At 42.7% G+C, this 19,496-nt stretch carries 23 protein-coding genes; 20 read left to right on the top strand and 3 right to left on the bottom strand.

From position 1 onward, the window contains the following. The first annotated feature begins 136 nt into the window (after window positions 1–136). From B3O12_RS16020 to B3O12_RS15925, 20 genes are all read left to right on the top strand, one after another. Window positions 137–1,144, top strand: coding sequence for an acyl-CoA reductase (locus B3O12_RS16020; RefSeq protein ID WP_286757045.1), 1,008 nt, complete (start codon window positions 137–139; stop codon window positions 1,142–1,144). Window positions 1,145–1,152: 8 nt separating this feature from the next. Further along, the gene (locus tag B3O12_RS16015; RefSeq protein ID WP_286757044.1) at window positions 1,153–1,632 is read left to right on the top strand and encodes a DUF2628 domain-containing protein; all 480 of its coding nucleotides are present in this window, start codon (window positions 1,153–1,155) and stop codon (window positions 1,630–1,632) included. 40 nt (window positions 1,633–1,672) lie between these two features. Continuing rightward, window positions 1,673–3,019: a short-chain fatty acid transporter gene (locus B3O12_RS16010; protein ID WP_286757043.1), complete on the top strand. Its 1,347-nt coding sequence runs from the start codon at window positions 1,673–1,675 to the stop codon at window positions 3,017–3,019. Window positions 3,020–3,022: 3 nt separating this feature from the next. Then, the gene (locus B3O12_RS16005; protein WP_189631122.1) at window positions 3,023–3,769 is read left to right on the top strand and encodes a hypothetical protein; all 747 of its coding nucleotides are present in this window, start codon (window positions 3,023–3,025) and stop codon (window positions 3,767–3,769) included. Window positions 3,770–3,878: 109 nt separating this feature from the next. Beyond that, on the top strand, window positions 3,879–6,140 hold the full coding sequence (locus tag B3O12_RS16000) for an aconitate hydratase (protein ID WP_286757042.1): 2,262 nt from the start codon (window positions 3,879–3,881) through the stop codon (window positions 6,138–6,140). A 459-nt stretch (window positions 6,141–6,599) separates the two neighbouring features. After that, the gene (locus B3O12_RS15995) at window positions 6,600–7,052 is read left to right on the top strand and encodes a VOC family protein (protein ID WP_286757041.1); all 453 of its coding nucleotides are present in this window, start codon (window positions 6,600–6,602) and stop codon (window positions 7,050–7,052) included. Window positions 7,053–7,154: 102 nt separating this feature from the next. Then, entirely contained in the window at window positions 7,155–8,126 is a 972-nt protein-coding gene (locus tag B3O12_RS15990; protein WP_286757039.1) for a c-type cytochrome, read from the top strand. Window positions 8,127–8,252: 126 nt separating this feature from the next. Continuing rightward, window positions 8,253–9,389 (top strand): Re/Si-specific NAD(P)(+) transhydrogenase subunit alpha, encoded by a 1,137-nt coding sequence (locus B3O12_RS15985; protein ID WP_286757038.1) that lies wholly within the window; start codon window positions 8,253–8,255, stop codon window positions 9,387–9,389. 3 nt (window positions 9,390–9,392) lie between these two features. Next, a complete protein-coding gene (locus B3O12_RS15980; RefSeq protein ID WP_286757037.1) occupies window positions 9,393–9,704 on the top strand; it encodes an NAD(P) transhydrogenase subunit alpha in 312 nt (103 codons plus the stop codon). Window positions 9,705–9,708: 4 nt separating this feature from the next. Continuing rightward, window positions 9,709–11,118 (top strand): NAD(P)(+) transhydrogenase (Re/Si-specific) subunit beta, encoded by a 1,410-nt coding sequence (locus tag B3O12_RS15975; RefSeq protein ID WP_286757036.1) that lies wholly within the window; start codon window positions 9,709–9,711, stop codon window positions 11,116–11,118. 79 nt (window positions 11,119–11,197) lie between these two features. Continuing rightward, window positions 11,198–12,115: an MrcB family domain-containing protein gene (locus B3O12_RS15970; protein ID WP_286757035.1), complete on the top strand. Its 918-nt coding sequence runs from the start codon at window positions 11,198–11,200 to the stop codon at window positions 12,113–12,115. A gap of 19 nt (window positions 12,116–12,134) precedes the next feature. Continuing rightward, complete coding sequence (locus B3O12_RS15965; RefSeq protein ID WP_286757034.1) at window positions 12,135–12,260, top strand: hypothetical protein; 126 nt, start codon at window positions 12,135–12,137, stop codon at window positions 12,258–12,260. A gap of 195 nt (window positions 12,261–12,455) precedes the next feature. Continuing rightward, window positions 12,456–12,875, top strand: a complete 420-nt coding sequence (locus B3O12_RS15960; protein ID WP_286757033.1) for a hypothetical protein — start codon at window positions 12,456–12,458, stop codon at window positions 12,873–12,875. 15 nt (window positions 12,876–12,890) lie between these two features. Continuing rightward, a complete protein-coding gene (locus B3O12_RS15955) occupies window positions 12,891–13,019 on the top strand; it encodes a hypothetical protein (RefSeq protein ID WP_286743727.1) in 129 nt (42 codons plus the stop codon). A gap of 137 nt (window positions 13,020–13,156) precedes the next feature. Beyond that, a complete protein-coding gene (locus B3O12_RS15950; RefSeq protein WP_286757032.1) occupies window positions 13,157–14,122 on the top strand; it encodes a hypothetical protein in 966 nt (321 codons plus the stop codon). Window positions 14,123–14,359: 237 nt separating this feature from the next. Next, complete coding sequence (locus B3O12_RS15945) at window positions 14,360–14,833, top strand: hypothetical protein (RefSeq protein ID WP_286757030.1); 474 nt, start codon at window positions 14,360–14,362, stop codon at window positions 14,831–14,833. Continuing rightward, window positions 14,830–15,168: a n-acetylglutamate synthase gene (locus tag B3O12_RS15940; RefSeq protein ID WP_286757028.1), complete on the top strand. Its 339-nt coding sequence runs from the start codon at window positions 14,830–14,832 to the stop codon at window positions 15,166–15,168. The genes B3O12_RS15945 and B3O12_RS15940 overlap by 4 nt, the downstream gene beginning before the upstream one ends. After that, complete coding sequence (locus tag B3O12_RS15935; protein ID WP_189631113.1) at window positions 15,168–15,362, top strand: YwbE family protein; 195 nt, start codon at window positions 15,168–15,170, stop codon at window positions 15,360–15,362. The genes B3O12_RS15940 and B3O12_RS15935 overlap by 1 nt, the downstream gene beginning before the upstream one ends. 38 nt (window positions 15,363–15,400) lie before the next feature. Continuing rightward, window positions 15,401–15,841: a hypothetical protein gene (locus B3O12_RS15930; RefSeq protein WP_286757026.1), complete on the top strand. Its 441-nt coding sequence runs from the start codon at window positions 15,401–15,403 to the stop codon at window positions 15,839–15,841. Between the two features lie 68 nt (window positions 15,842–15,909). Further along, window positions 15,910–16,608, top strand: coding sequence for a pseudouridine synthase (locus B3O12_RS15925; RefSeq protein WP_286757025.1), 699 nt, complete (start codon window positions 15,910–15,912; stop codon window positions 16,606–16,608). Here the strand turns inward: B3O12_RS15925 and ppk2 (B3O12_RS15920) are convergent. From ppk2 (B3O12_RS15920) to B3O12_RS15910, 3 genes are all read right to left on the bottom strand, one after another. Continuing rightward, the gene (ppk2, locus tag B3O12_RS15920; RefSeq protein ID WP_189631109.1) at window positions 16,605–17,393 is read right to left on the bottom strand and encodes a polyphosphate kinase 2; all 789 of its coding nucleotides are present in this window, start codon (window positions 17,391–17,393) and stop codon (window positions 16,605–16,607) included. The genes B3O12_RS15925 and ppk2 (B3O12_RS15920) overlap by 4 nt on opposite strands. Continuing rightward, complete coding sequence (ppk2, locus tag B3O12_RS15915; RefSeq protein ID WP_189631108.1) at window positions 17,393–18,292, bottom strand: polyphosphate kinase 2; 900 nt, start codon at window positions 18,290–18,292, stop codon at window positions 17,393–17,395. Before ppk2 (B3O12_RS15915) ends, ppk2 (B3O12_RS15920) begins: the two co-directional genes overlap by 1 nt. Before the next feature lie 95 nt (window positions 18,293–18,387). Beyond that, window positions 18,388–19,437, bottom strand: a complete 1,050-nt coding sequence (locus B3O12_RS15910) for a DUF1573 domain-containing protein (RefSeq protein WP_286757024.1) — start codon at window positions 19,435–19,437, stop codon at window positions 18,388–18,390. Window positions 19,438–19,496: the final 59 nt, after the last annotated feature.

Genomic DNA, 19,496 nt, shown 5'->3' with positions numbered 1-19,496 from the left:
ATTTTATTGGTAGTCCTTAGTGCAACAATTATTTGTTGGCTAAGTTTCAGGTTTCTAAAAATATTTGCCGCAAAAGTAATAGGTAATAGTTCTCAGGCGCAAACTTAGCTTGTATTTTTGGGGCACAATTATGGAAATGAGTATAGAAAGAAGAGCAACAGCACTGGCAAATTTGGGAAATTGGTTCAAAACAATAACCCCGGAAGAGTTCTCAAACCTTTGCCAGGCGGCTATAAACCAAAACAATTGGTTCACTAAAGACAATATTCAAAAGGCCTTTAATGCCTGGGGCGAGGCTCTCACCGAAGAAAAGATCGGTCACTGGATAAAGGGCCATAATTGGTCTAAAAGCCCCAGAAAGGTTGGTCTTGTGCTAGCCGGCAATATTCCTTTAGTGGGCTTGCACGATGTACTCTCGGTAATTATAAGCGGACACAAGGCTTGTGTGAAATACTCATCGCAAGATGCTGTATTGATGAAAGCCGCATTGCAAACGCTTATTGATCTGGAACCTGAGCTAAAAAGTCAACTTGCGGAAGTTGATCGGCTAAATGATATAGAAGCTGTAATTGCTACCGGTTCGGACAATACAGCTCGGTATTTCAAACATTACTTTGCTAAACACCCTCACATTATTCGGCAAAACAGGGTATCGGTTGGCCTATTGAACGGAGAAGAAACAACCACCGATCTGCAGAACCTTGGCCTGGACATTTTTACCTACTACGGGCTTGGCTGTAGAAATGTGGCTAAGATTTATTGTCCTAAAACATTTGACCTCACTCAGTTTATTGCTGCGCAAGACACTCACGAGAATGTATTGAGTCATCACAAATACCAGAACAATTATGACTACAATAAGTCCGTGTATTTGGTAAACAAGGAACCGCATCTCGACTCGGGCTTCTTTCTTATGCGAGAGAGCTCTGAACTGGTCTCTCCCATTTCGGTGGTTTTTTACGAATCATACGCTTCTGAAGCCGAACTATCACTAAAGCTTTCAGCTCAACAAGATAAAATCCAGTGTATCGTTGCTAAAGATGGATGGTACGAAGGCAGCTTACCCTTTGGCACTGCCCAATGCCCTGAGCTGTGGGATTATGCCGATGGGGTTGATACGCTGGAGTTTTTGGCAAGCTTGTAATCCAATCCATGAACAAGGATCAACTTTATTCTATATACTTCGCTAATAGTAGGGTGTATTTTTTGAACAAGCTCCGTGAGTTTAAAGAGGGGAATAGATACACCTTTAACCTGCCTTCATTTTTATTAGGGGGAGTATATTTCTTTTACCGGAAAATGTACAAAGAGGGGGTTATTCTCTTGATTCTGATCTATACTGAACAAATTCTTTCATTGAACATAGCTACTACGTTCAACTTAACTTTTATGCATGATACCGGATATAATATCTTTATGACATTTCTGTTCGCAACTGTCTCGGGATTCATTTTCAATAGATTATACTTAGCCAAAGCAATCAAGGTAATTGACAATATCCAGATTCAGGAAGACGAGAAAGCCAAAAAATATCTCAGAAAACAAGGAGGCACTAGTATAGTCAGTGCTCTGCTGTTGGCGGTTGGGATGGTTATTTTCACCTGGCTGAACGCTACATACTTCTTATTCTGAATTTCAATAATAAAAATCCCCGGAATTTGCATCTTTAGGTATGAGCCAAAGATTTAGGAAACTCTTTTATCATCTTTTCCCTTCCCCGTTTGCCATAGCTGTTTTACTTACCGTTTTAGTTTACGGTTTGGCACTCATTTTTACTCAAAGGCCGGAAAATGCAGTATCATCTTACCCAATAAAGCTATTGGAATATTGGCAAACCGGTTTTTGGGAGCTACTGGCCTTTACCATGCAAATGGCCCTCATTCTTATTCTTGGCCATGCTATCGCTTTAACCCCTCTGTTCAACCGGCTCATTAATCTCCTTACTCGCTATTGCCACACTACAGCCACTGCTGCCATGATTGTTGGCCTGATTACAATTCTGCTCAGCTTCTTCAATTGGGGCTTGTGTTTAGTATTTGGGGCAATTTTTGCGCGAAAAGTGGCCGAAAGATCCCAAGAGCTGGGTCAGCCATTGAACTATCCGCTCATTGGGGCGGCCGGTTATGCCGGCATGATGTGCTGGCATGGCGGGCTTTCCGGGTCGGCACCACTCACCGTATCGGGTAAAAGTCATTTTTTAGTCAACCAAATCGGTGTGATAGGCATTGAGGAAACGCTCCTTTCCACAATGAATATTAGTACAAGTCTCTGCCTTATTGTGCTTATTCCCGGGTTTCTGTATCTGCTCGGACGTTTGTCGCCACATAGAACCTTTAAACTTAAAAGCCAATCTAAGAAGAGTCAAAAATTGACCACCGAAGCCGTTGGAGCCGAGAAGCTAGACCATGCCAGGTTTCCGGCCATTGGCCTGGGTTTACTCATATGTTTTATAGCCATTCGTCAGACCTGGAACACCCCTTCCGGATCGGGGTTAGGCTTTATTGACCTTAATTACATTAACTTTTTATTATTCGGCCTGGGCCTGATGATGCACGGTAGCTTTTCCAATTTCCTAACAGCCATACAAAAAGCTATTGGTGGTGCCTCGGGCATCCTTATTCAATTCCCCCTGTATGCGGGCATAATGGGCATTATGAAGTACTCGGGATTAGGAGCTGAAATCTCTTACGCCTTTGTGGCTATTTCCAACCAAACCACCCTTCCCATCTTTACCTTTATTAGTGCCGGCATTGTCAATGTGTTTGTGCCAAGTGGTGGCGGACAATGGGCTGTTCAGGGACCAATAGTGACCGAAGCAGCCGAAGCATTAGGAGTTTCTATACCTAAAATCATTATGGCTCTCTCCTATGGAGATCAGTTGACCAACATGCTCCAACCCTTCTGGGCTCTACCCCTTTTGGGCATCACTCAACTTAAAGCAAAAGATATTCTTCCTTACAGCGTTTTAGTGATGATGCTCGGAATGCTTATATTTATAAGCAACCTATTGATTTTCTGATACATGGCAAACAAATACAGACTGGAAGGCGAAGCTCCCAGGTTTTCTTTCAGAGGCATGGGAAAAATAGTGGTAGAACTATTGATTATTGTAGTGGGTATTTACCTGGCCTTTGCGCTCGATAAGTATGGAGAAAGAAAGGAGCAAAAGGCACTGGAAAAAAAGTACCTTCAGGAACTGATGGAGGAAGCTATGACCAATTTGGAAGAGCTCAGGGCCGATCAGCAAACGCGTAAGCATCAGCTTGTACTCTTTGGAAAATTACTGGAAACAGCCAATCGACAAGTAGCCGAAGACACCCTGAGAATGGCCGTAAAAGAATTGCTCATCAACCGTATTTTCTCACCGTCCGATGTGGTTTATCAGGATCTGACCAGTTCGGGCAATCTCCGCCTAATAGAGTCGGACACCATTCGTAAAACCATTATCCGATACAAGGGACGACTCGCCCGCGCCCCCATTACCGAAAATGTAGAAAGACGCCTCATCGAAGATAAACTAGAACCATACTTGCTTCAAAAACAGGTGCTTTCTTTGCTGGAGCCCATGGAGGATATGGATGAAATTAACATCTCCGAACAACAGGTGGACCGTATTATTCGGGTATTGCTCAACGACCGTCAGTTCTTGGATTTGGTATACCTCAGATACAACCGTCTCAAGCATACCATCTACTTTGAAAACCCGGTACAAAGAAGCCTTGAAATACTCATTAGCCTACTGAAGGAAGAAATTAGAGCAAAGACATAAGTTCTGCTCCAACAAATACCTCTGAGGCATACTCAATTCTTCGATTTTTGATAACTTAGCGGCCCCTAGATAGTTATCTAATAGAACTAATCATTTAAAAATATTTTTCATGGCTTTTGACATTGATATGATTAAGGCTGTTTACGAGAAGATGCCTTCTCGTATAGAAGCAGCCAGAAAATCTGTGGGTAAACCACTTACCCTGGCTGAGAAAATTTTGTATTCACACTTGTGGGATGGAAACGCTACTGAGGCATACGAGAGAGGTAAGTCTTATGTAAACTTTGCTCCTGACCGGGTGGCCATGCAAGATGCCACAGCACAAATGGCTCTTTTACAGTTTATGCAAGCTGGTAAAGCCAAAGTATCGGTACCGTCTACCGTGCATTGCGACCACCTCATTTTGGCTAAACAAGGTGCCGAAGAAGATTTAAGAAATTCACTCACTGCTTCAGGAGAAGTGTTCAACTTCCTTGAGTCTGTGTCTAATAAATATGGTATTGGCTTCTGGAAACCCGGAGCCGGAATTATTCACCAGGTTGTTTTAGAAAACTATGCATTCCCTGGAGGAATGATGATTGGAACCGACTCTCACACTGTAAACGCAGGTGGTTTGGGCATGGTAGCCATAGGTGTTGGCGGTGCCGATGCCGTAGACGTAATGGCCGGAATGCCCTGGGAGCTTAAATTCCCTAAGCTCATTGGAGTAAAACTAACCGGCAAAATGAACGGCTGGACTGCGCCAAAAGATGTAATTCTTAAAGTAGCGGGCATTCTTACCGTAAAAGGTGGTACGGGTTGCATTCTCGAATACTTTGGCGAAGGTGCCAAAAGCCTTTCAGCAACCGGAAAAGGCACCATTTGTAACATGGGTGCTGAGATTGGAGCAACCACCTCTACTTTTGGTTATGACGATTCCATGGAAAGGTATCTGCGCTCTACAGACCGGGCTGATGTGGCTGAAATGGCCAACCAGATAAGAGAGCACCTTACTGGTGACGATGAGGTATATGCCAATCCTGAACAATATTTCGATCAGGTTATAGAAATTGACCTAAGCACGCTAGAACCGCACGTAAATGGTCCTTTTACTCCGGATCGTGCCACTCCGGTTTCTAAAATGCGTGAAGAAGCCGAGAAAAACGGCTGGCCCACCAAAGTAGAATGGGGTCTTATAGGTTCATGCACCAACTCTTCTTACGAAGATCTTTCCCGGGCCTCTTCTATTGCCAAACAAGCCGTAGAAAAAGGGCTAAAGACCAAAGCAGACTTTGGTATTAACCCTGGCTCCGAGCAGGTAAGGTACACGGCAGAAAGAGACGGACTTCTGAAAATCTTTGAAGACCTGGATGCCACCATATTTACCAATGCCTGTGGCCCATGTATTGGTCAGTGGGAAAGATCAGGAGACAATACCCGAGTAAATACCATTGTGCACTCTTTTAACAGAAACTTCTCTAAGAGAGCCGATGGCAACCCTAATACCCATGCCTTTGTTACCTCACCGGAAATGGTAGCTGCTATTGCTATATCAGGCGACTTAGGCTTCAACCCCATTACCGATACTCTTACCAACGAAAAAGGCGAACAGGTTAAACTGGACCCACCAGTGGGTGAAGAGCTTCCAAGCAAAGGCTTTGCAGTAGAGGACAATGGCTATCAGGCTCCGGCAGAAGATGGCAGCAATATTGAAGTGGTTGTTCGTCCTGACTCTAAAAGACTTCAACTTCTGGAGCCTTTCAAACCTTGGGATGGTAAGAACATCACTGGCGCCAAATTACTGATTAAAGCCTTTGGTAAGTGTACAACTGACCACATTTCAATGGCTGGTCCATGGTTGAGGTTTAGAGGTCATCTGGACAATATCTCAGACAACTGCCTGATTGGTGCCGTAAATGCATTTAATAAAGAAACCAACAAGGTAAAGAACCAACTTACTGGTGAATATGGCCCGGTGCCTGCCACACAGCGACAATATAAAGCTGAGGGCATTCCTACTATTGTTGTGGGAGACCACAACTATGGAGAAGGCTCTTCTCGCGAACATGCGGCCATGGAGCCTCGTCACCTTGGTGTAAAAGCAGTATTGGTAAAATCATTTGCCCGTATTCACGAAACCAACCTTAAAAAGCAAGGTATGCTGGCACTGACTTTTGCCAACGAAGCCGACTATGATAAAGTACAGGAAGATGATACCATCAACTTCCTGGATCTGGATCAGTTTAGTGAAGGCAAGCCATTGAACATAGAATTTGTTCATGCCGATGGCAGCAAAGATGTGATTGTGGCTAACCATACCTACAACGAAGCCCAGATTGGTTGGTTCAGAGCTGGTTCTGCGCTTAACCTGATCAAGGAGCAAAACAAATAAGCCGACAAGGCCAAATTTATTTTAAAGAGGCTGTCGCGAAAGTTAGCTGAATGTCACCCTGAACTTGTTTCAGGATCTGTAAGTGATTGATTGACCATTCACCCGGGTTCTGACATAAATTCAGAGTGACGAACTCCAGCGCTTTCGCAACAGCCTTTTTTATGAACTCACCCCAAGGTTGATTCATCAATACCCTATTGTTCTTCACCCCTCATAGTCTCTCAATGAGGACTATGAGGAAAACACAACGGCAATACTTTCAGAAATATTCAGCAACCGTCCGACCGCTCAAAGCGGTGAGACGGGTAAGTAGGAATAATACTCAGCCTGAAACATTCTCTGTCGCAAACACACCCTTAATGTGCCGCATATGACAGCAACGGAAACACCTTACAATTATGACTTTTGCATAAGACCTATCAGAGGTTCCTCATTATTTTCCATTTAACACATTATAGCATGTCAAAAATTGTTACTCAAAAAATCACTCCTTACCTATGGTTCAATGACCAAGCCAGAGAAGCAGCCGACTTTTACTGCACGCTGTTCGATCGTTCCAAAGTAATATCCGATTCCGGTATGATCGTAGAGTTTGAATTAGAGAACTTAAAATTCATAGCGTTAAACGGAGGGCCAAAATTTACCTTCAATGAATCTGTTTCGTTTTTGATTCTTTGCGACAGTCAAACCGAAGTAGATCTTTTTTGGAACCGCCTTACTCAAAACGGAGGTCAGGAAAGCATGTGCGGATGGTGCAAAGACTCTTTTGGTTTATCATGGCAGGTAGTGCCAAGCCAGTTGTTGAACCTAATGAAAACCGGTACAGAAGCCCAAAGAAACCGGGTAATGCAGGCATTAATGGGCATGAAGAAAATTTTGATTCAACCGCTTGTAGAGGCCCATGAAGGATAGACAATAACTGTGGAGCAAAGGCCGAAGCCGGCAAGCACTATTAATTCACAATAAAAAACCTTAACTTACTCATATTCAATTTTTTAATCAATCTTCAACCAAATGAGAAAGTTAACGAGAATCACAATTTTTGTGCTTGCCTCCGTGGTTATCCTGGTGGTTTTAGCCTTTGCCTACCTCAACTTTACCTACCCAAAAGTGGACCCTGCCCCCGAACTCACGGTGAACCCAACACCGGAGCTTATCGCACGGGGAGAATACCTGGCCAACCATGTGGCCTTATGCATGGACTGTCACTCACAAAGAGATTTCTCCAGATATTCCGGGCCACCAACCCCAGGCACCGAAGGTGCAGGTGGCGACCGGTTCGATCAAACCATGGGCATGCCGGGAGTTTTCTATGCTAAAAACATCACTCCTTTTGGTATAAGCCGGTATACCGATGGCGAACTCTTCCGGGTTATTACCACAGGAGTTACCAAAGAAAACAAAGCCCTATTCCCCATTATGCCTTACCCTTATTATGGTCAAATGGCTGAAGACGATATTCATGCCATCATAGCCTATTTACGTAGTCTTCCACCTGTAGAAAGTCAAATCCCAGACTCTAAGGCCGATTTTCCTTTCAGCCTTATTCTAAAGACAATTCCCGTAAATGCATCACCACAACCTCGCCCTCAGAGAACCGATGAAATTGCTTATGGTAAGTATATGGCTACATTCGCAGCATGTATGGAGTGTCATACCCCAGTAGAAAAAGGGCAAATTGTTGCTGAGCAGGCTTTTAGTGGTGGACGTGAGTTTTTAATGCCTGGAGGGGTAATCATGAGAACCCCAAACATTACGCCTCATAGCACAGGTTTGGGCCAGTGGACCGAAGAAATGTTTATAGCCAAATTTAAAAACTACGAAAACAATGCCTACACACTCAGTCAGGGAGACATGAATACCATAATGCCCTGGAGCATGTATGCCGGTATGGATACGGTTGACCTTAAAGCCATTTATGCTTACCTGAAAACCGTGCCTGCCATAGAAAAAACCGTAGTCAAATATGAGCAAATGAATGACTAAGGCCGTATGCAACAGGCTAAGCCACTCATTTTCAGAGGGACTATTTTTAATCGGGTACATAAGCCTCATTTTCAAAAGCCCTAAAAACTTTTATCTTCATAGGGATTTTTAATTCTAAAAACCGCTATGATCATAGGTCTATTGAAAGAACCATCGGGTGAAAACCGAGTGGCTCTTCTACCGGAAAATGTTAAAACCCTTATCGCTCTTAATGTAGAACTCATCGTAGAGTCTCAGGCAGGTACGGCTGCCTTTACAACCGATTCTGAGTTCGAAAAGGCAGGAGCAAAAATTGGTCAGCGCAGGGATGTCCTTAGCGCTGATCTTGTTTTAGGAATTAACCCTCCTACCGACCCGGAGCTTGAAGACCTGAAAGCCGGTCAGGTTTTGATGTCTGTTTTTCAGCCATTATCTAATAAACAGCTGGTAGAAAAACTCATGTCTTTACAGATCACGAGCTTTAGCATGGACAATGTACCTAGAACCACCAGGGCACAGTCTATGGATGTGCTCTCCTCTATGGCTACCGTAGCAGGTTACAAGGCAGTGCTTTTAGCAGCCTCCAATTCTCCCCGCTTCTTCCCTATGTTTATGACTGCCGCAGGTAGCATTATTCCTTCCAAGGTATTAGTGTTAGGAGCCGGGATCGCAGGTCTTCAAGCCATTGCCACAGCTCGCAGATTAGGTGCTGTAGTGGAAGCCTTTGACGTTAGAACTGCAGCTGAAGAGGAAGTAAAAAGCTTGGGGGCCAAATTTGTGAAGGTTGAAGGTGCTACGGACGATAAATCAGCCGGAGGCTATGCCGTGGAACAATCGGAAGAATATAAAGCTAAACAGCAGGCACTGATTCAGGAACATGCCGCCAAAGCCAATATCATAATCTGTACCGCACAGATTCCGGGAAGAAAAGCCCCAGTCTTAATCACAAAAGAAACCGTTGGCAATATGGCTGAAGGCTCTGTGATTGTAGATTTAGCGGCTTCAACAGGAGGTAATTGCGAGTTGACAGAAAACGACCGAGTGGTGCAAAAACATGGCGTTACCATTATCGGTAATTCCAATTTGGCCTCCACAATGCCGCTCGATGCCAGCAAAATGTATGGCAAGAACATGGTCAACTTCCTGAAGCTGCTTATTGATGCAGAAGGAAACCTCAATCTCAATTGGGAAGACGATATTCTGGCCAATACCTGTGTGACTCATGCCGGTGAGGTGATGAGCTCACGTGTTAAAAACATCCTTTTTCAAACTGAAACCGCCTAAGACATGGAAAGCATACTACAACTGTTTGTTGAAAACAGGGAATTCATTTTTCTCATTATCGTTTCCATATTCCTCGGAATCGAAGTCATATCCAATGTTCCGGCCGTACTGCATACGCCTTTGATGTCTGGAGCCAACGCCATTCATGGAGTGGTCATTATCGGCTCCATCATCATTATGCTGGAGGCCCACCCAACTAATTATCTCGCCTTGATTCTGGGCTTTTTTGCGGTGGTACTAGGAACGCTCAATGTGGTTGGCGGTTTTGTGGTGACCAACCGAATGCTGGAAATGTTTAAGAAAAAGGAGAAGTAAAGCCATGACAGAACTTTTAGGATTATCCATTCTCGAACTCTGCTACATAGCCGCTTCGATTACCTTCATCTTGGGCTTGAAAATGCTTTCCAGCCCAGACAAAGCCAGAAAAGGAAACCTCATTGCCGCCTATGGTATGGGCATCGCCATTCTGGCCACCATTCTTTTTAAGGAAGAACTGACAGCCGATAAGTGGCTCAATTACGCACTGATTTTAGCCGGCTTGGTTGTGGGAACCGTTATTGGAACACGCATGGCATTGAAGGTGAAAATGACGGCCATGCCTCAAATGGTGTCTTTCTTTAACGGTATGGGAGGCGCCTGTGCAGCGGTTATTTCACTCGTTGAGTTCGACCATGTGATGCATGGAGGCACTATAAGTTCAGGCATGCTGGTTGTCATCCTTCTGGGGCTGATCATTGGATCCGTTTCATTTTCCGGGAGCATTATTGCCTATGGTAAACTGGAAGGGAAAATTGGGGATAAAGCCCTACCTGCTGGCCAAATACTCAATATCATTCTGCTATTGGGTATGTTGGGCATGGCCATCTTTATGGCCAATACAGCCGAGCCACAAGCCATTTACATCTACATTTTATTAGGAGTTTCCCTCCTTTATGGAGTTCTCTTTGTGATGCCGATTGGCGGAGCAGATATGCCCGTAGTCATCTCCCTGCTCAATAGCTTTACCGGTATGGCAGCTGCCTTTGGTGGTTTCCTCTATGGTAATCAGGCCATGCTTACCGGTGGTATTCTGGTGGGTTCTGCCGGAACCATCTTGACCGTACTGATGTGCAAGGCCATGAATCGTTCACTAACCAATGTCATTATCGGTTCGTTTGGAGGTGGTGGAGCTGCTGCGGCCGGTGATGGAGAGCAAGGCACCATCAAAGAGATTTCGGTGACCGATGCGGCTATCCTTTTGGCTTATGCCAATAAAGTGACAGTGGTACCTGGATATGGCTTAGCGGTAGCGCAAGCGCAGCATACTGTGCACAACCTGGAAAAGATACTCGATGATAAAGGCGTAGAAATGAACTACGCCATCCACCCAGTGGCTGGACGTATGCCTGGCCACATGAACGTACTCTTGGCTGAAGCTGACGTGCCCTACCCTAAGCTGCTGGAAATGGAAGATGCCAATGACGACATGTCTAATACTGATGTAGTGCTGGTGATTGGTGCGAATGATGTGGTGAACCCCGCAGCAGAGAATGATCCTTCAAGCCCAATCTATGGCATGCCTATTATTAAAGTGCTCAATGCCAAGAATGTGATTGTGATGAAGCGATCGATGGGTAAAGGTTATGCCGGCATTGAAAACAGCCTCTTCTTCCACGACAAAAACCGTATGCTCTTTGGCGATGCCAAAGACTCATTAGAGAAGTTGATCAGTGAGGTGAAGAGTTTGTAGGGATAGGATGTCAGAGGAGCCAAGCAGCTACCCTTCAGTCATTTCAGAGATTTAAACACTGCATTATCCAATATTACCTATGGAACAGATTTTACGAGAACCTATCGAACGATATTTAGCTGCTAAAGAATCGGATTTCGCTGGGAATGAGATTGCCAATAAGTTTCGACACGAGTTTCCAAAATTGTTAACTCAAATCGTTGCTGACACTGAGCGTTACAAAATTCAAGGATCTCCTGGACAGGGAGTTTGGACAGATAATCCCTGGATTGCAATTTTGGATAAACTAATAACGGACACTCCGCAATCAGGATATTATCCAGTGTTTATTTTTAAAGGAGATATGTCTGGAGTTTATTTATCTCTTAACCAAGGAGTAACAGCGCTTAAAGAGAATTATAAAAGTGATACAAAGAAAGTATTAAAATTAAGAGCTCAAGACTATCGAGCCAAGCTGAATTATGGAAATAATGAACTACTCAAAATTGAACTGAATTCAAGGACCACAAATGCTAAACTATACGAAGCAGGCAATATAATAGCCAGGTATTATTCAAAAGATAGTCTACCAAGCAGCGAAGTCCTAACTGAGGACGTCCTCCAATATTTGAGTTATTATGAGGAACTAACATTTAATGACACTCACCTGAATGAGGAAAAGAATCTTACCGCATTAGAAAAAAAGCAATATCGACTTCATTTCAGGATTGAAAGAAATAGCTCCATATCAAATAAGGTAAAAAAGGAAAAAGGATATACTTGTGAAGCCTGTGAATTTGAATTCAGTTCAAAATATGGAGTTTTGGGAGAGAAGTTTATTGAAGCACATCACCTCACTCCTGTTTCGACACTTGCAATCGGAAAATACCAAGTCGATATTCAAAAAGATTTTGCGGTATTATGCAGCAATTGCCATAGTATGATTCATAGATTAGAAGATTGTAGCGATTTAAAAAGCTTAAAAAGAATAATAAAAAATGCTTCTAACTTGGCCTAAATATGCAAACACAAAACAAATGATCAACGACAAACGATTCAGAGATATTGAAAACAGCCTATCCTTAAACAACAAAAACCGTATGCTTTTTGGCGATGCCAAGGATTCATTAAAGAAGTTGATCAGTGAAGTGAAGAGTCTTTGATCGTGGGTTAAAGGATTAGATGGATTTGGTTGTTATTCTAAAGTGAGGAATCTTCTAATTATACCTTTCTTTTTCATTTCCATCTTATGTTCTGCTCAAAAGCTAGACCTTGATTTCTATAAATCTTTGATCACTGCATGTGACTCCGTTGAATATTCAGAAGATGATTTTTTGGTCATTTATAATGGAGTACCAATGACTGAAAGAGATTTCAAAAAATCTCAGCGAGGTTTAAATAAGAGCAAAGAGTTTTTTCAAGTAAGTATTCTAGGAAAAGAAAAGCTGCAAAGTGCAGTCCTACATGCAAAAAAAGAAGCGTTTATTATAATTTCAGATGAAACCGTTCTGAAAGTAAAGGACCTAAAAAGTCAGATTAAAAGTATCTTGGAGGAATTTCCTAAGCCGAATGTTATTCCGGTTCATAAAACTGATCTAGGACTTCCATATCTGTTTGTCGACAAGAAAGCGATTCCACATGAAGAATTTTGGAATGTGCTTCAATCACTCAAAAAGAAGGATATTCAGGGAATTGTCAGATCATCTCGAGTCCCGTGGTGTCTCTATGGGGAAAACTCTAAAAATGGAGGTATCTTCATTACTACTCAGAATAAATAGAAACGTAAAATATGGATGAACTACAACGACAAACGATTTAGGCCTTTCGAAAACAGCCTCTTCTTCCACGACAAAAACCGTATACTTTTTGGCGATATCAAAGACTCATTAGAGAAGTTAATTAGTGAGGTGAAGAGTCTTTAGGAAGTAGGTAGTGGAAAGACCAGGTACGTATGGGTTGTATAATGATGCACTTTAATTACTCTTCTAGAATATTACGGTATAGAAATCCTATTATTAATTAAATTCAATGTTATTTTTTGAATCATAAACACTTTACAATGAAAAAACTTGTTTTAATCTTTTTACTATCTTTTGGGACTTTTTCTTTAGACGCTCAATGGACAGACAGTGGAAACAATCTTACAACTTCTGACAATGTTGGCATAGGCACTGCTAACCCTCTATCAAAACTTCAAGTAAATAGCTATACAGGCTCAGGAACCGCATATTCTCTGGGCTCAATTACTTCCTTTGCCAATAGCGGGAATATCGGATTATACCTAGGTGTTGCTAATGAAAACATAGGAGGAAGAGGCTGGGGATTTAGTGTTAGAAGTGTTGGTGTAAATTCATCCCTAGACATCATAGAAAAAGGACTTGATGGAACTAGAATATCTATTGCTAGTGGAGGTTTAGTTGGTATTGGAACTACAGCTCCATCGAAAAAGCTGGACATATACAATGCTATAGCAGAAGAATCATTTAGACTTACGACAGGTACTGATGGGCGAGTATTGACAATGAGCGGAGAGACTATCAATTTTAATCGAGCCGGTTCAAACTACATTGCTGCCAGCCACGCTTCAGGAGAACTGGTTTTTAGTACTGGCGGATCCAATATTTATGATAGTCAAATTAGAATGAGAATAAAAGCTGATGGCAGTGTTGGAATTGGAACCGGTAGCACGGGAACTCATCGCCTAGCGGTAGACGGCTCAATTGGGGCTAGAAAGGTTAAAGTAGAAGCCACAGGATGGTCAGACTTTGTATTTGAAAACGATTATTATCTAAGACCTCTCAAAGAAGTGGAGCTATTCATCTCACACCACAAGCACCTTCCTGAAATCCCAAGTGCCGAAGAAGTCAAACTTAACGGAATTGACCTTGGTCAAATGGACTCCAAACTATTACAGAAAATAGAAGAATTAACCCTTTACCTCATTGAGCAAAATAAGCAAAATCAAGCACAGCAAGTTCGAATCGAAAAACTCGAGAAAGAACTAGAAGCTCTTAAGAAAAAGTAATTCATACAACCTAAGCTCAGCGTAATTTGGATTTTGGTGAATTAAGACAGACACGTACCCTTAAAACCCTTTAGTAAAAAAAGGCCAAACAGTTATCTTATAAATGATCAACTACAACAACAAACGATTTAGAGCTATTGAAAATTTACCCAACGGGGAAGTTTCCGGAGATTTGATCTTTCATTACATTCAAGAGGGTAATCAACTCATTTTAATACCTAATAAAGGAATCAGGTTTTGAAGAAAGACTTGCCAAATAAATTAGTCACGGGCATCTTATTATTTGGCTTCATCATTACAGGCCTTGTGGACCTACTTGTCCACAGTAAAACTTCCTACTCATCCATAATGGGTATGGATACCGATAGAGTTTATTTCTATACATTCTTTTTATTGGCAATCGGTTGTTACCTTCTTTATCACAAGTGGTTTGTGGGCATTGGTTTTATATGCTTAGCAACCTTTAGCTCTTACTTTACAGAGTACATCTCTCTTCATAATTATTTTGCCTCCATAGCTGTTTACATCGGCATTATTATAGATTTCAGCATTCGAAAGAAAATGAAATGGTTGATTCCATTAGTTATTATTGGATTGTTACAAGGCCTCGCATTTCAAACCGGCTGGTTCGATTACTATATGGTCGGGTTTATGGAATTTTTAGGTCTTTCTGTGGGTTCGGTTTTCATTTTAAAAGCCATGCAAAGATGATCAACTACAACGACAAACGATTCAGGGCCATAGAGAACTCACCCAATGGCGAGGTTACGGGGGATTTGATCTTTCATTACAAGCAGGAAGGAAATCGACTGGTTTGTCAGTACTTTGGTGGTAAAATTCTGGAGGGCTGGCTGGAAGGCACAGTGGATGAAAATGGAGTGATTGACATGAACTACACCCAGGTGAATACCGAATTGAAGCAAAATACTGGTAAGTGCACTTCCACTCCTGAAATTCTTCCCAATGGCAAAATCAGACTGCATGAAGACTGGCAATGGACATCGGGAAACCTGTCTAAAGGCACCTCAATTTTAGAAGAAATCTAATGGACGGAACAAGAAGAGCAGATATCAAACCGGGTACAGAGGTCAACATTGTGCTCAAGCAAGATCAGAGAACCGGTAAACTCACGCATGGCTTTGTGAAAGACTTACTCACCAAGTCACCCTCCCATCCCCACGGCATCAAAGTACGGCTGGAAGATGGTCAGGTCGGGCGAGTAAAGGAAATTCTCTCTTAGAACGTCATGCTGAACTTGTTTCAGTATCCTCTGAATCTTTGAGGAAGACCCCGAATCAAGTTCAGGGTGACAACACTAAAAAAGAACGTCATGCTGAACTTGTTTCAGCATCTTGTGAATCTTTGAGAAAGACCCTGAATCAAGTCCAGGGTGACAACACTAAAAAAGAACGTCATGCTGAACTTGTTTCAGCATCCTCTGAATCTTTGAAGAAGACCCTGAAACGCGTTCAGGGTGACAACACAATAAAACAACGTCATGCTGAATTTATTTCAGCATCTATTGAATCTTTGAGGAAGACCCTGAATCAAGTTCAGGGTGGCGGCACAATAAAACAACGTCATGCTGAACTTGTTTCAGCATCTTGTCAATCTTTGAGGAAGACCCCGAATCAAGTCCAGGGTGGCGACACTAAGAAAAAACGTCATGCTGAATTTATTTCAGCATCTATTTTATCGCTGAAAAAGACCCTGAAATAAATTCAGGGTGACGTATCTTTGAACCTTGCATCATCGCAATACCCGGTACGCAATACTCATTACGCCAAATGCTCAAAATCCTCTACCAAGACTCCCACCTCATAGCCATTAACAAACCCCATGGTCTGCTGGTACATCGCTCCCCTATTGCTACCAACACCGATACTTATGCCGTTCAGGAGCTAAGGAATCAAATCGGTCAACACGTGTACCCTATCCATAGATTAGACAGAAAGACCTCGGGAGTTTTACTCTTCGCGTTGAATAAAGAACTGATAACGGATTTGATGGTGCAGTTTGAAGAACACTCCGTAACCAAAATTTATTGGGCCATTTTGCGAGGATACACGGATGATGTAGGCACTATTGACTATGCCTTAACCAACGACAAAGGCAAAACTCAGGAAGCGGTAACGCATTATAAGACGTTGGATAGAACTGAAATTGCAGTTCCATTTGGCAAGCATGCTACTTCAAGGTATTCACTGGTTGAAGCCAAACCCGAAACCGGAAGAATGCATCAGCTCAGGAAGCACTTTGCTCATATTCTGCACCCAATTATTGGCGACAGGCCTCATGGCTGCAATAAACAAAACAAGCTCTTTTTGGAAAAATGGAACATGAACACTATGCTCTTGCATGCTTGTTCATTAAGCTTCAGACATCCAATTTTGAGCCGGGAGATTCAAATACAGGCTTCTCCCCAGCCTGAATTTTTGAGAATGTTTCGAACACTGGGGTTTAAGCACCCACTTGGGTTTTGTTAAGCTTTTTCTTTATACGGAATTCGTTTTAGGATATGCTTAATCACTGCCACCCTGGCGGTGGTTTTTCGGTTGGCCCGTAGAATTATCCAGGGGTTTCTGTCTGTATTAGTATGGGCAAACATGCGCTCTTTGTATTGGGTATATACATCCCATAGCTCCTGCGCTTTGGCATCAACCGGAGACATTTTCCATCTTTTCAATGGATTAGAAGCAATATCTTCGAACCTGTTGGCCTGCTCACCTTTGGTAATGGAGAAGTAGAATTTCATGAGAATAATGCCATCGTTGGTAATCATGTTCTCAAAGTCGTTCACCTCACTCATAAAGCGTTCATACTCTTCCTGACTACAAAAGCCATTCACCGGCTCCACAACAGCTCTGTTGTACCAACTTCTGTCAAAAAGAACAATCTCTCCCGGGTTAGGCAACCGGGTAATATAGCGCTGAAAATACCACTGCCCTCTCTCCTGTTCGGTGGGTTTTGGAAGGGCCACAACCCGGTAGTTTCTAGGATTCAGGTGGTGAGTCACCCGTCTGATTGCCCCCCCTTTTCCGGCCGCATCACGGCCTTCGAACAGAAGACAAACCCGCTTGTTATTTTTAATCACCCACTGCTGCATTTTAATAAGTTCTACCTGCAGGTCTTCGAGAGTTTTTTCATAACGCACATAACGCAACACTTTCTCGGGGTTAATTTCATCGCCCTGTGCCAGCAATAGTTTTATGGCCTTATTGGTATTAAGAAGCCTTAGCTCCTTTTCTGAAAACATATACTTCTTATCCATTATACCAGGTGATAAATTGAACGGTGAAACCTCATTACCACATTCGGATCGGGCAACACGGTGGTATTGGCACTTTCCTTACCATCATATTCAAATTTGGAAAGCACATAGCGAATACTCTCCAAGCGGGCTATCTTCTTTTTGTTGGTTTTAATAATGGTCCAGGGGCTAAATGTGGTGTGCGTTCGGGCAAACATTTGCTCTTTGTAGTAGGTATATTTCTCCCACATTTCCTGTCCCTTTTCATCAACCGGGCTCAACTTCCATTGTTTAAGTGGGTTGTTTCTGCGGTCTTCGAACCTCCGATGCTGTTCTTCTTTGTTAATGGAAAACCAGAGTTTAATTACATGAACCCCATCCTCAAACAACATATGTTCAAACTCAGGCACCTGACGCATAAATTGCTGATACTGCTCCTCGCTGCAAAATCCCATTACCGGCTCTACCACCGCCCTGTTGTACCAGCTTCGATCAAAAAATACTATTTCGCCAGCATTGGGAAGCTCCTTGATATAGCGCCTAAAGTACCATTGCTTTTTTTCCAGATCGGTTGGCTTGTTAAGAGCTACCACGCGTAACGAACGCGGGTTCATGTGCTCGATAAATCTCTTTATAGATCCCCCTTTTCCGGCAGCATCACGGCCTTCAAAAATTATTGCCACCCGCTGCTGCGTTTCGGCCACCCATCGTTGCCATTTCACCAGTTCAATCTGTAGTTGTTCCAACTGTCGTTCATACTCCAGATTAAAAAGGGCCTTGCTGTAATCTCTATTCTTACTCTGCAATACTGCTTCAAGGTCGGCCCGTGTCTTAATTTTATTAAAATCAGCGTTGGTCAGCCTTTTAGAAGCCTGTAGGTTATTATTAATAGAGTCGTCTGTTATTAAAAACTCGCTCATTGGGTTACTTATCAGGGGCGACTAATATAGAAAAAACTACTAAAGAACAGCCCTATTTAAGAATTATAGCACCTTATTATTGTCAAAGGTATGCCTCACTTTACATGAGCCCTAAAAGTAAGTACTTGAGTTGGGTTATTGGGGTCGTTGGTAAAGACGGCCAGCGTCTTTTTTTCAAGTCCGCTCCGGTTGGTAGCATCAAATGTCACTGTCAATACGGTACTGCTTCCAGGCTGTAATTTGCTTTCGGCCAAAGAATACGTGAGGCAGGTGCAGTTAGACTCCAACTGCTCTATAACCAACTCTGCATTGCCCACATTGGCCAGCACTACCTCTACTTCTCTTACCTGCCCTTTTTTAACCTCTTTGAAATCGTGATTAATTAAGCTGCTGGTAAAGATTGGTCGCTCGTGAACCACAGAATCGGCCTGTACCGGAGGGGGCAAAAGGGTAAACTGTATGGGAAGGTTGGCCAATGTTTTTCCCTCATTGATAAGCTCAAGATTATACCTTTGGAAGCCTGAAGGAGCCTTTTTGCCCGATAGTACGGCTATGGTCATGTGACCAAACTGATTGTGTTTTATTAATTTAGGTTCAAAAGTAACCCAGGTAGAATCATTGGCCTGAACATATTCGAGCGATAAATTTTCACCACTCAGGTTGAATACATCAAAAGTTTTTCGAAGGGTATCTCCCTTATAGCCAGCCTGTAAATTGAATACATTCTCTTTTGCCCGAAAAGGCCAATGAATATTTCTATACGCTCTAAAAACATCTATTTCAGCAGCCAAAACCTGCAAACCAAATTGCATTCCGTGTAACAGAAAATTCTCACCGGCCAGCAGTTGAATCTCATATTCGTAATATCCGGGACGCTGGGCCAGGGCAATTTCAAAGGCAATGTGAGCCGTATCCCCTACAGCTAAAGAAAACGACTCCCGGCTAACCATTAGATTTCTGCTTTTGCTTACCACCCGTAAGTCGACCTGCTCATGGGTTGTATTAACCCAGGCAACCTCTTTGTGAAGGGTTCTGAACTCCCCTTCAACCACTCCCAAATCAATAAATTCTAACTCCTGCGCCCCTAATACCGTGTAAACGAGACACATAAACGAAATAAGAGTTAACCTCGAAAGCCTAGTCATATTTTCCATATGTAATATCAACCAAAATAAACGATGTTAATTTGATTTGAGCGGGTCAT

The organism is Roseivirga sp. UBA838, from assembly GCF_002296035.1.
Classification (GTDB): domain Bacteria; phylum Bacteroidota; class Bacteroidia; order Cytophagales; family Cyclobacteriaceae; genus Roseivirga; species Roseivirga thermotolerans.
Note: the sequence above shows the minus strand (reverse complement) of the source record. Positions and strands in the feature narration are given on the sequence as shown.

What these genes read in the sequence shown, in the direction of transcription:
- B3O12_RS16020 (WP_286757045.1), top strand. Translation starts at nt 137, where the DNA reads ATGAGTATAGAAAGAAGAGCAACAGCACTGGCAAATTTGGGAAATTGG.
- B3O12_RS16015 (WP_286757044.1), top strand. Translation starts at nt 1,153, where the DNA reads ATGAACAAGGATCAACTTTATTCTATATACTTCGCTAATAGTAGGGTG.
- B3O12_RS16010 (WP_286757043.1), top strand. Translation starts at nt 1,673, where the DNA reads ATGAGCCAAAGATTTAGGAAACTCTTTTATCATCTTTTCCCTTCCCCG.
- B3O12_RS16005 (WP_189631122.1), top strand. Translation starts at nt 3,023, where the DNA reads ATGGCAAACAAATACAGACTGGAAGGCGAAGCTCCCAGGTTTTCTTTC.
- B3O12_RS16000 (WP_286757042.1), top strand. Translation starts at nt 3,879, where the DNA reads ATGGCTTTTGACATTGATATGATTAAGGCTGTTTACGAGAAGATGCCT.
- B3O12_RS15995 (WP_286757041.1), top strand. Translation starts at nt 6,600, where the DNA reads ATGTCAAAAATTGTTACTCAAAAAATCACTCCTTACCTATGGTTCAAT.
- B3O12_RS15990 (WP_286757039.1), top strand. Translation starts at nt 7,155, where the DNA reads ATGAGAAAGTTAACGAGAATCACAATTTTTGTGCTTGCCTCCGTGGTT.
- B3O12_RS15985 (WP_286757038.1), top strand. Translation starts at nt 8,253, where the DNA reads ATGATCATAGGTCTATTGAAAGAACCATCGGGTGAAAACCGAGTGGCT.
- B3O12_RS15980 (WP_286757037.1), top strand. Translation starts at nt 9,393, where the DNA reads ATGGAAAGCATACTACAACTGTTTGTTGAAAACAGGGAATTCATTTTT.
- B3O12_RS15975 (WP_286757036.1), top strand. Translation starts at nt 9,709, where the DNA reads ATGACAGAACTTTTAGGATTATCCATTCTCGAACTCTGCTACATAGCC.
- B3O12_RS15970 (WP_286757035.1), top strand. Translation starts at nt 11,198, where the DNA reads ATGGAACAGATTTTACGAGAACCTATCGAACGATATTTAGCTGCTAAA.
- B3O12_RS15965 (WP_286757034.1), top strand. Translation starts at nt 12,135, where the DNA reads ATGATCAACGACAAACGATTCAGAGATATTGAAAACAGCCTATCCTTA.
- B3O12_RS15960 (WP_286757033.1), top strand. Translation starts at nt 12,456, where the DNA reads ATGACTGAAAGAGATTTCAAAAAATCTCAGCGAGGTTTAAATAAGAGC.
- B3O12_RS15955 (WP_286743727.1), top strand. Translation starts at nt 12,891, where the DNA reads ATGAACTACAACGACAAACGATTTAGGCCTTTCGAAAACAGCCTCTTC.
- B3O12_RS15950 (WP_286757032.1), top strand. Translation starts at nt 13,157, where the DNA reads ATGAAAAAACTTGTTTTAATCTTTTTACTATCTTTTGGGACTTTTTCT.
- B3O12_RS15940 (WP_286757028.1), top strand. Translation starts at nt 14,830, where the DNA reads ATGATCAACTACAACGACAAACGATTCAGGGCCATAGAGAACTCACCC.
- B3O12_RS15935 (WP_189631113.1), top strand. Translation starts at nt 15,168, where the DNA reads ATGGACGGAACAAGAAGAGCAGATATCAAACCGGGTACAGAGGTCAAC.
- B3O12_RS15925 (WP_286757025.1), top strand. Translation starts at nt 15,910, where the DNA reads ATGCTCAAAATCCTCTACCAAGACTCCCACCTCATAGCCATTAACAAA.
- ppk2 (WP_189631109.1), bottom strand. Translation starts at nt 17,393, where the DNA reads ATGGATAAGAAGTATATGTTTTCAGAAAAGGAGCTAAGGCTTCTTAAT.
- ppk2 (WP_189631108.1), bottom strand. Translation starts at nt 18,292, where the DNA reads ATGAGCGAGTTTTTAATAACAGACGACTCTATTAATAATAACCTACAG.
- B3O12_RS15910 (WP_286757024.1), bottom strand. Translation starts at nt 19,437, where the DNA reads ATGACTAGGCTTTCGAGGTTAACTCTTATTTCGTTTATGTGTCTCGTT.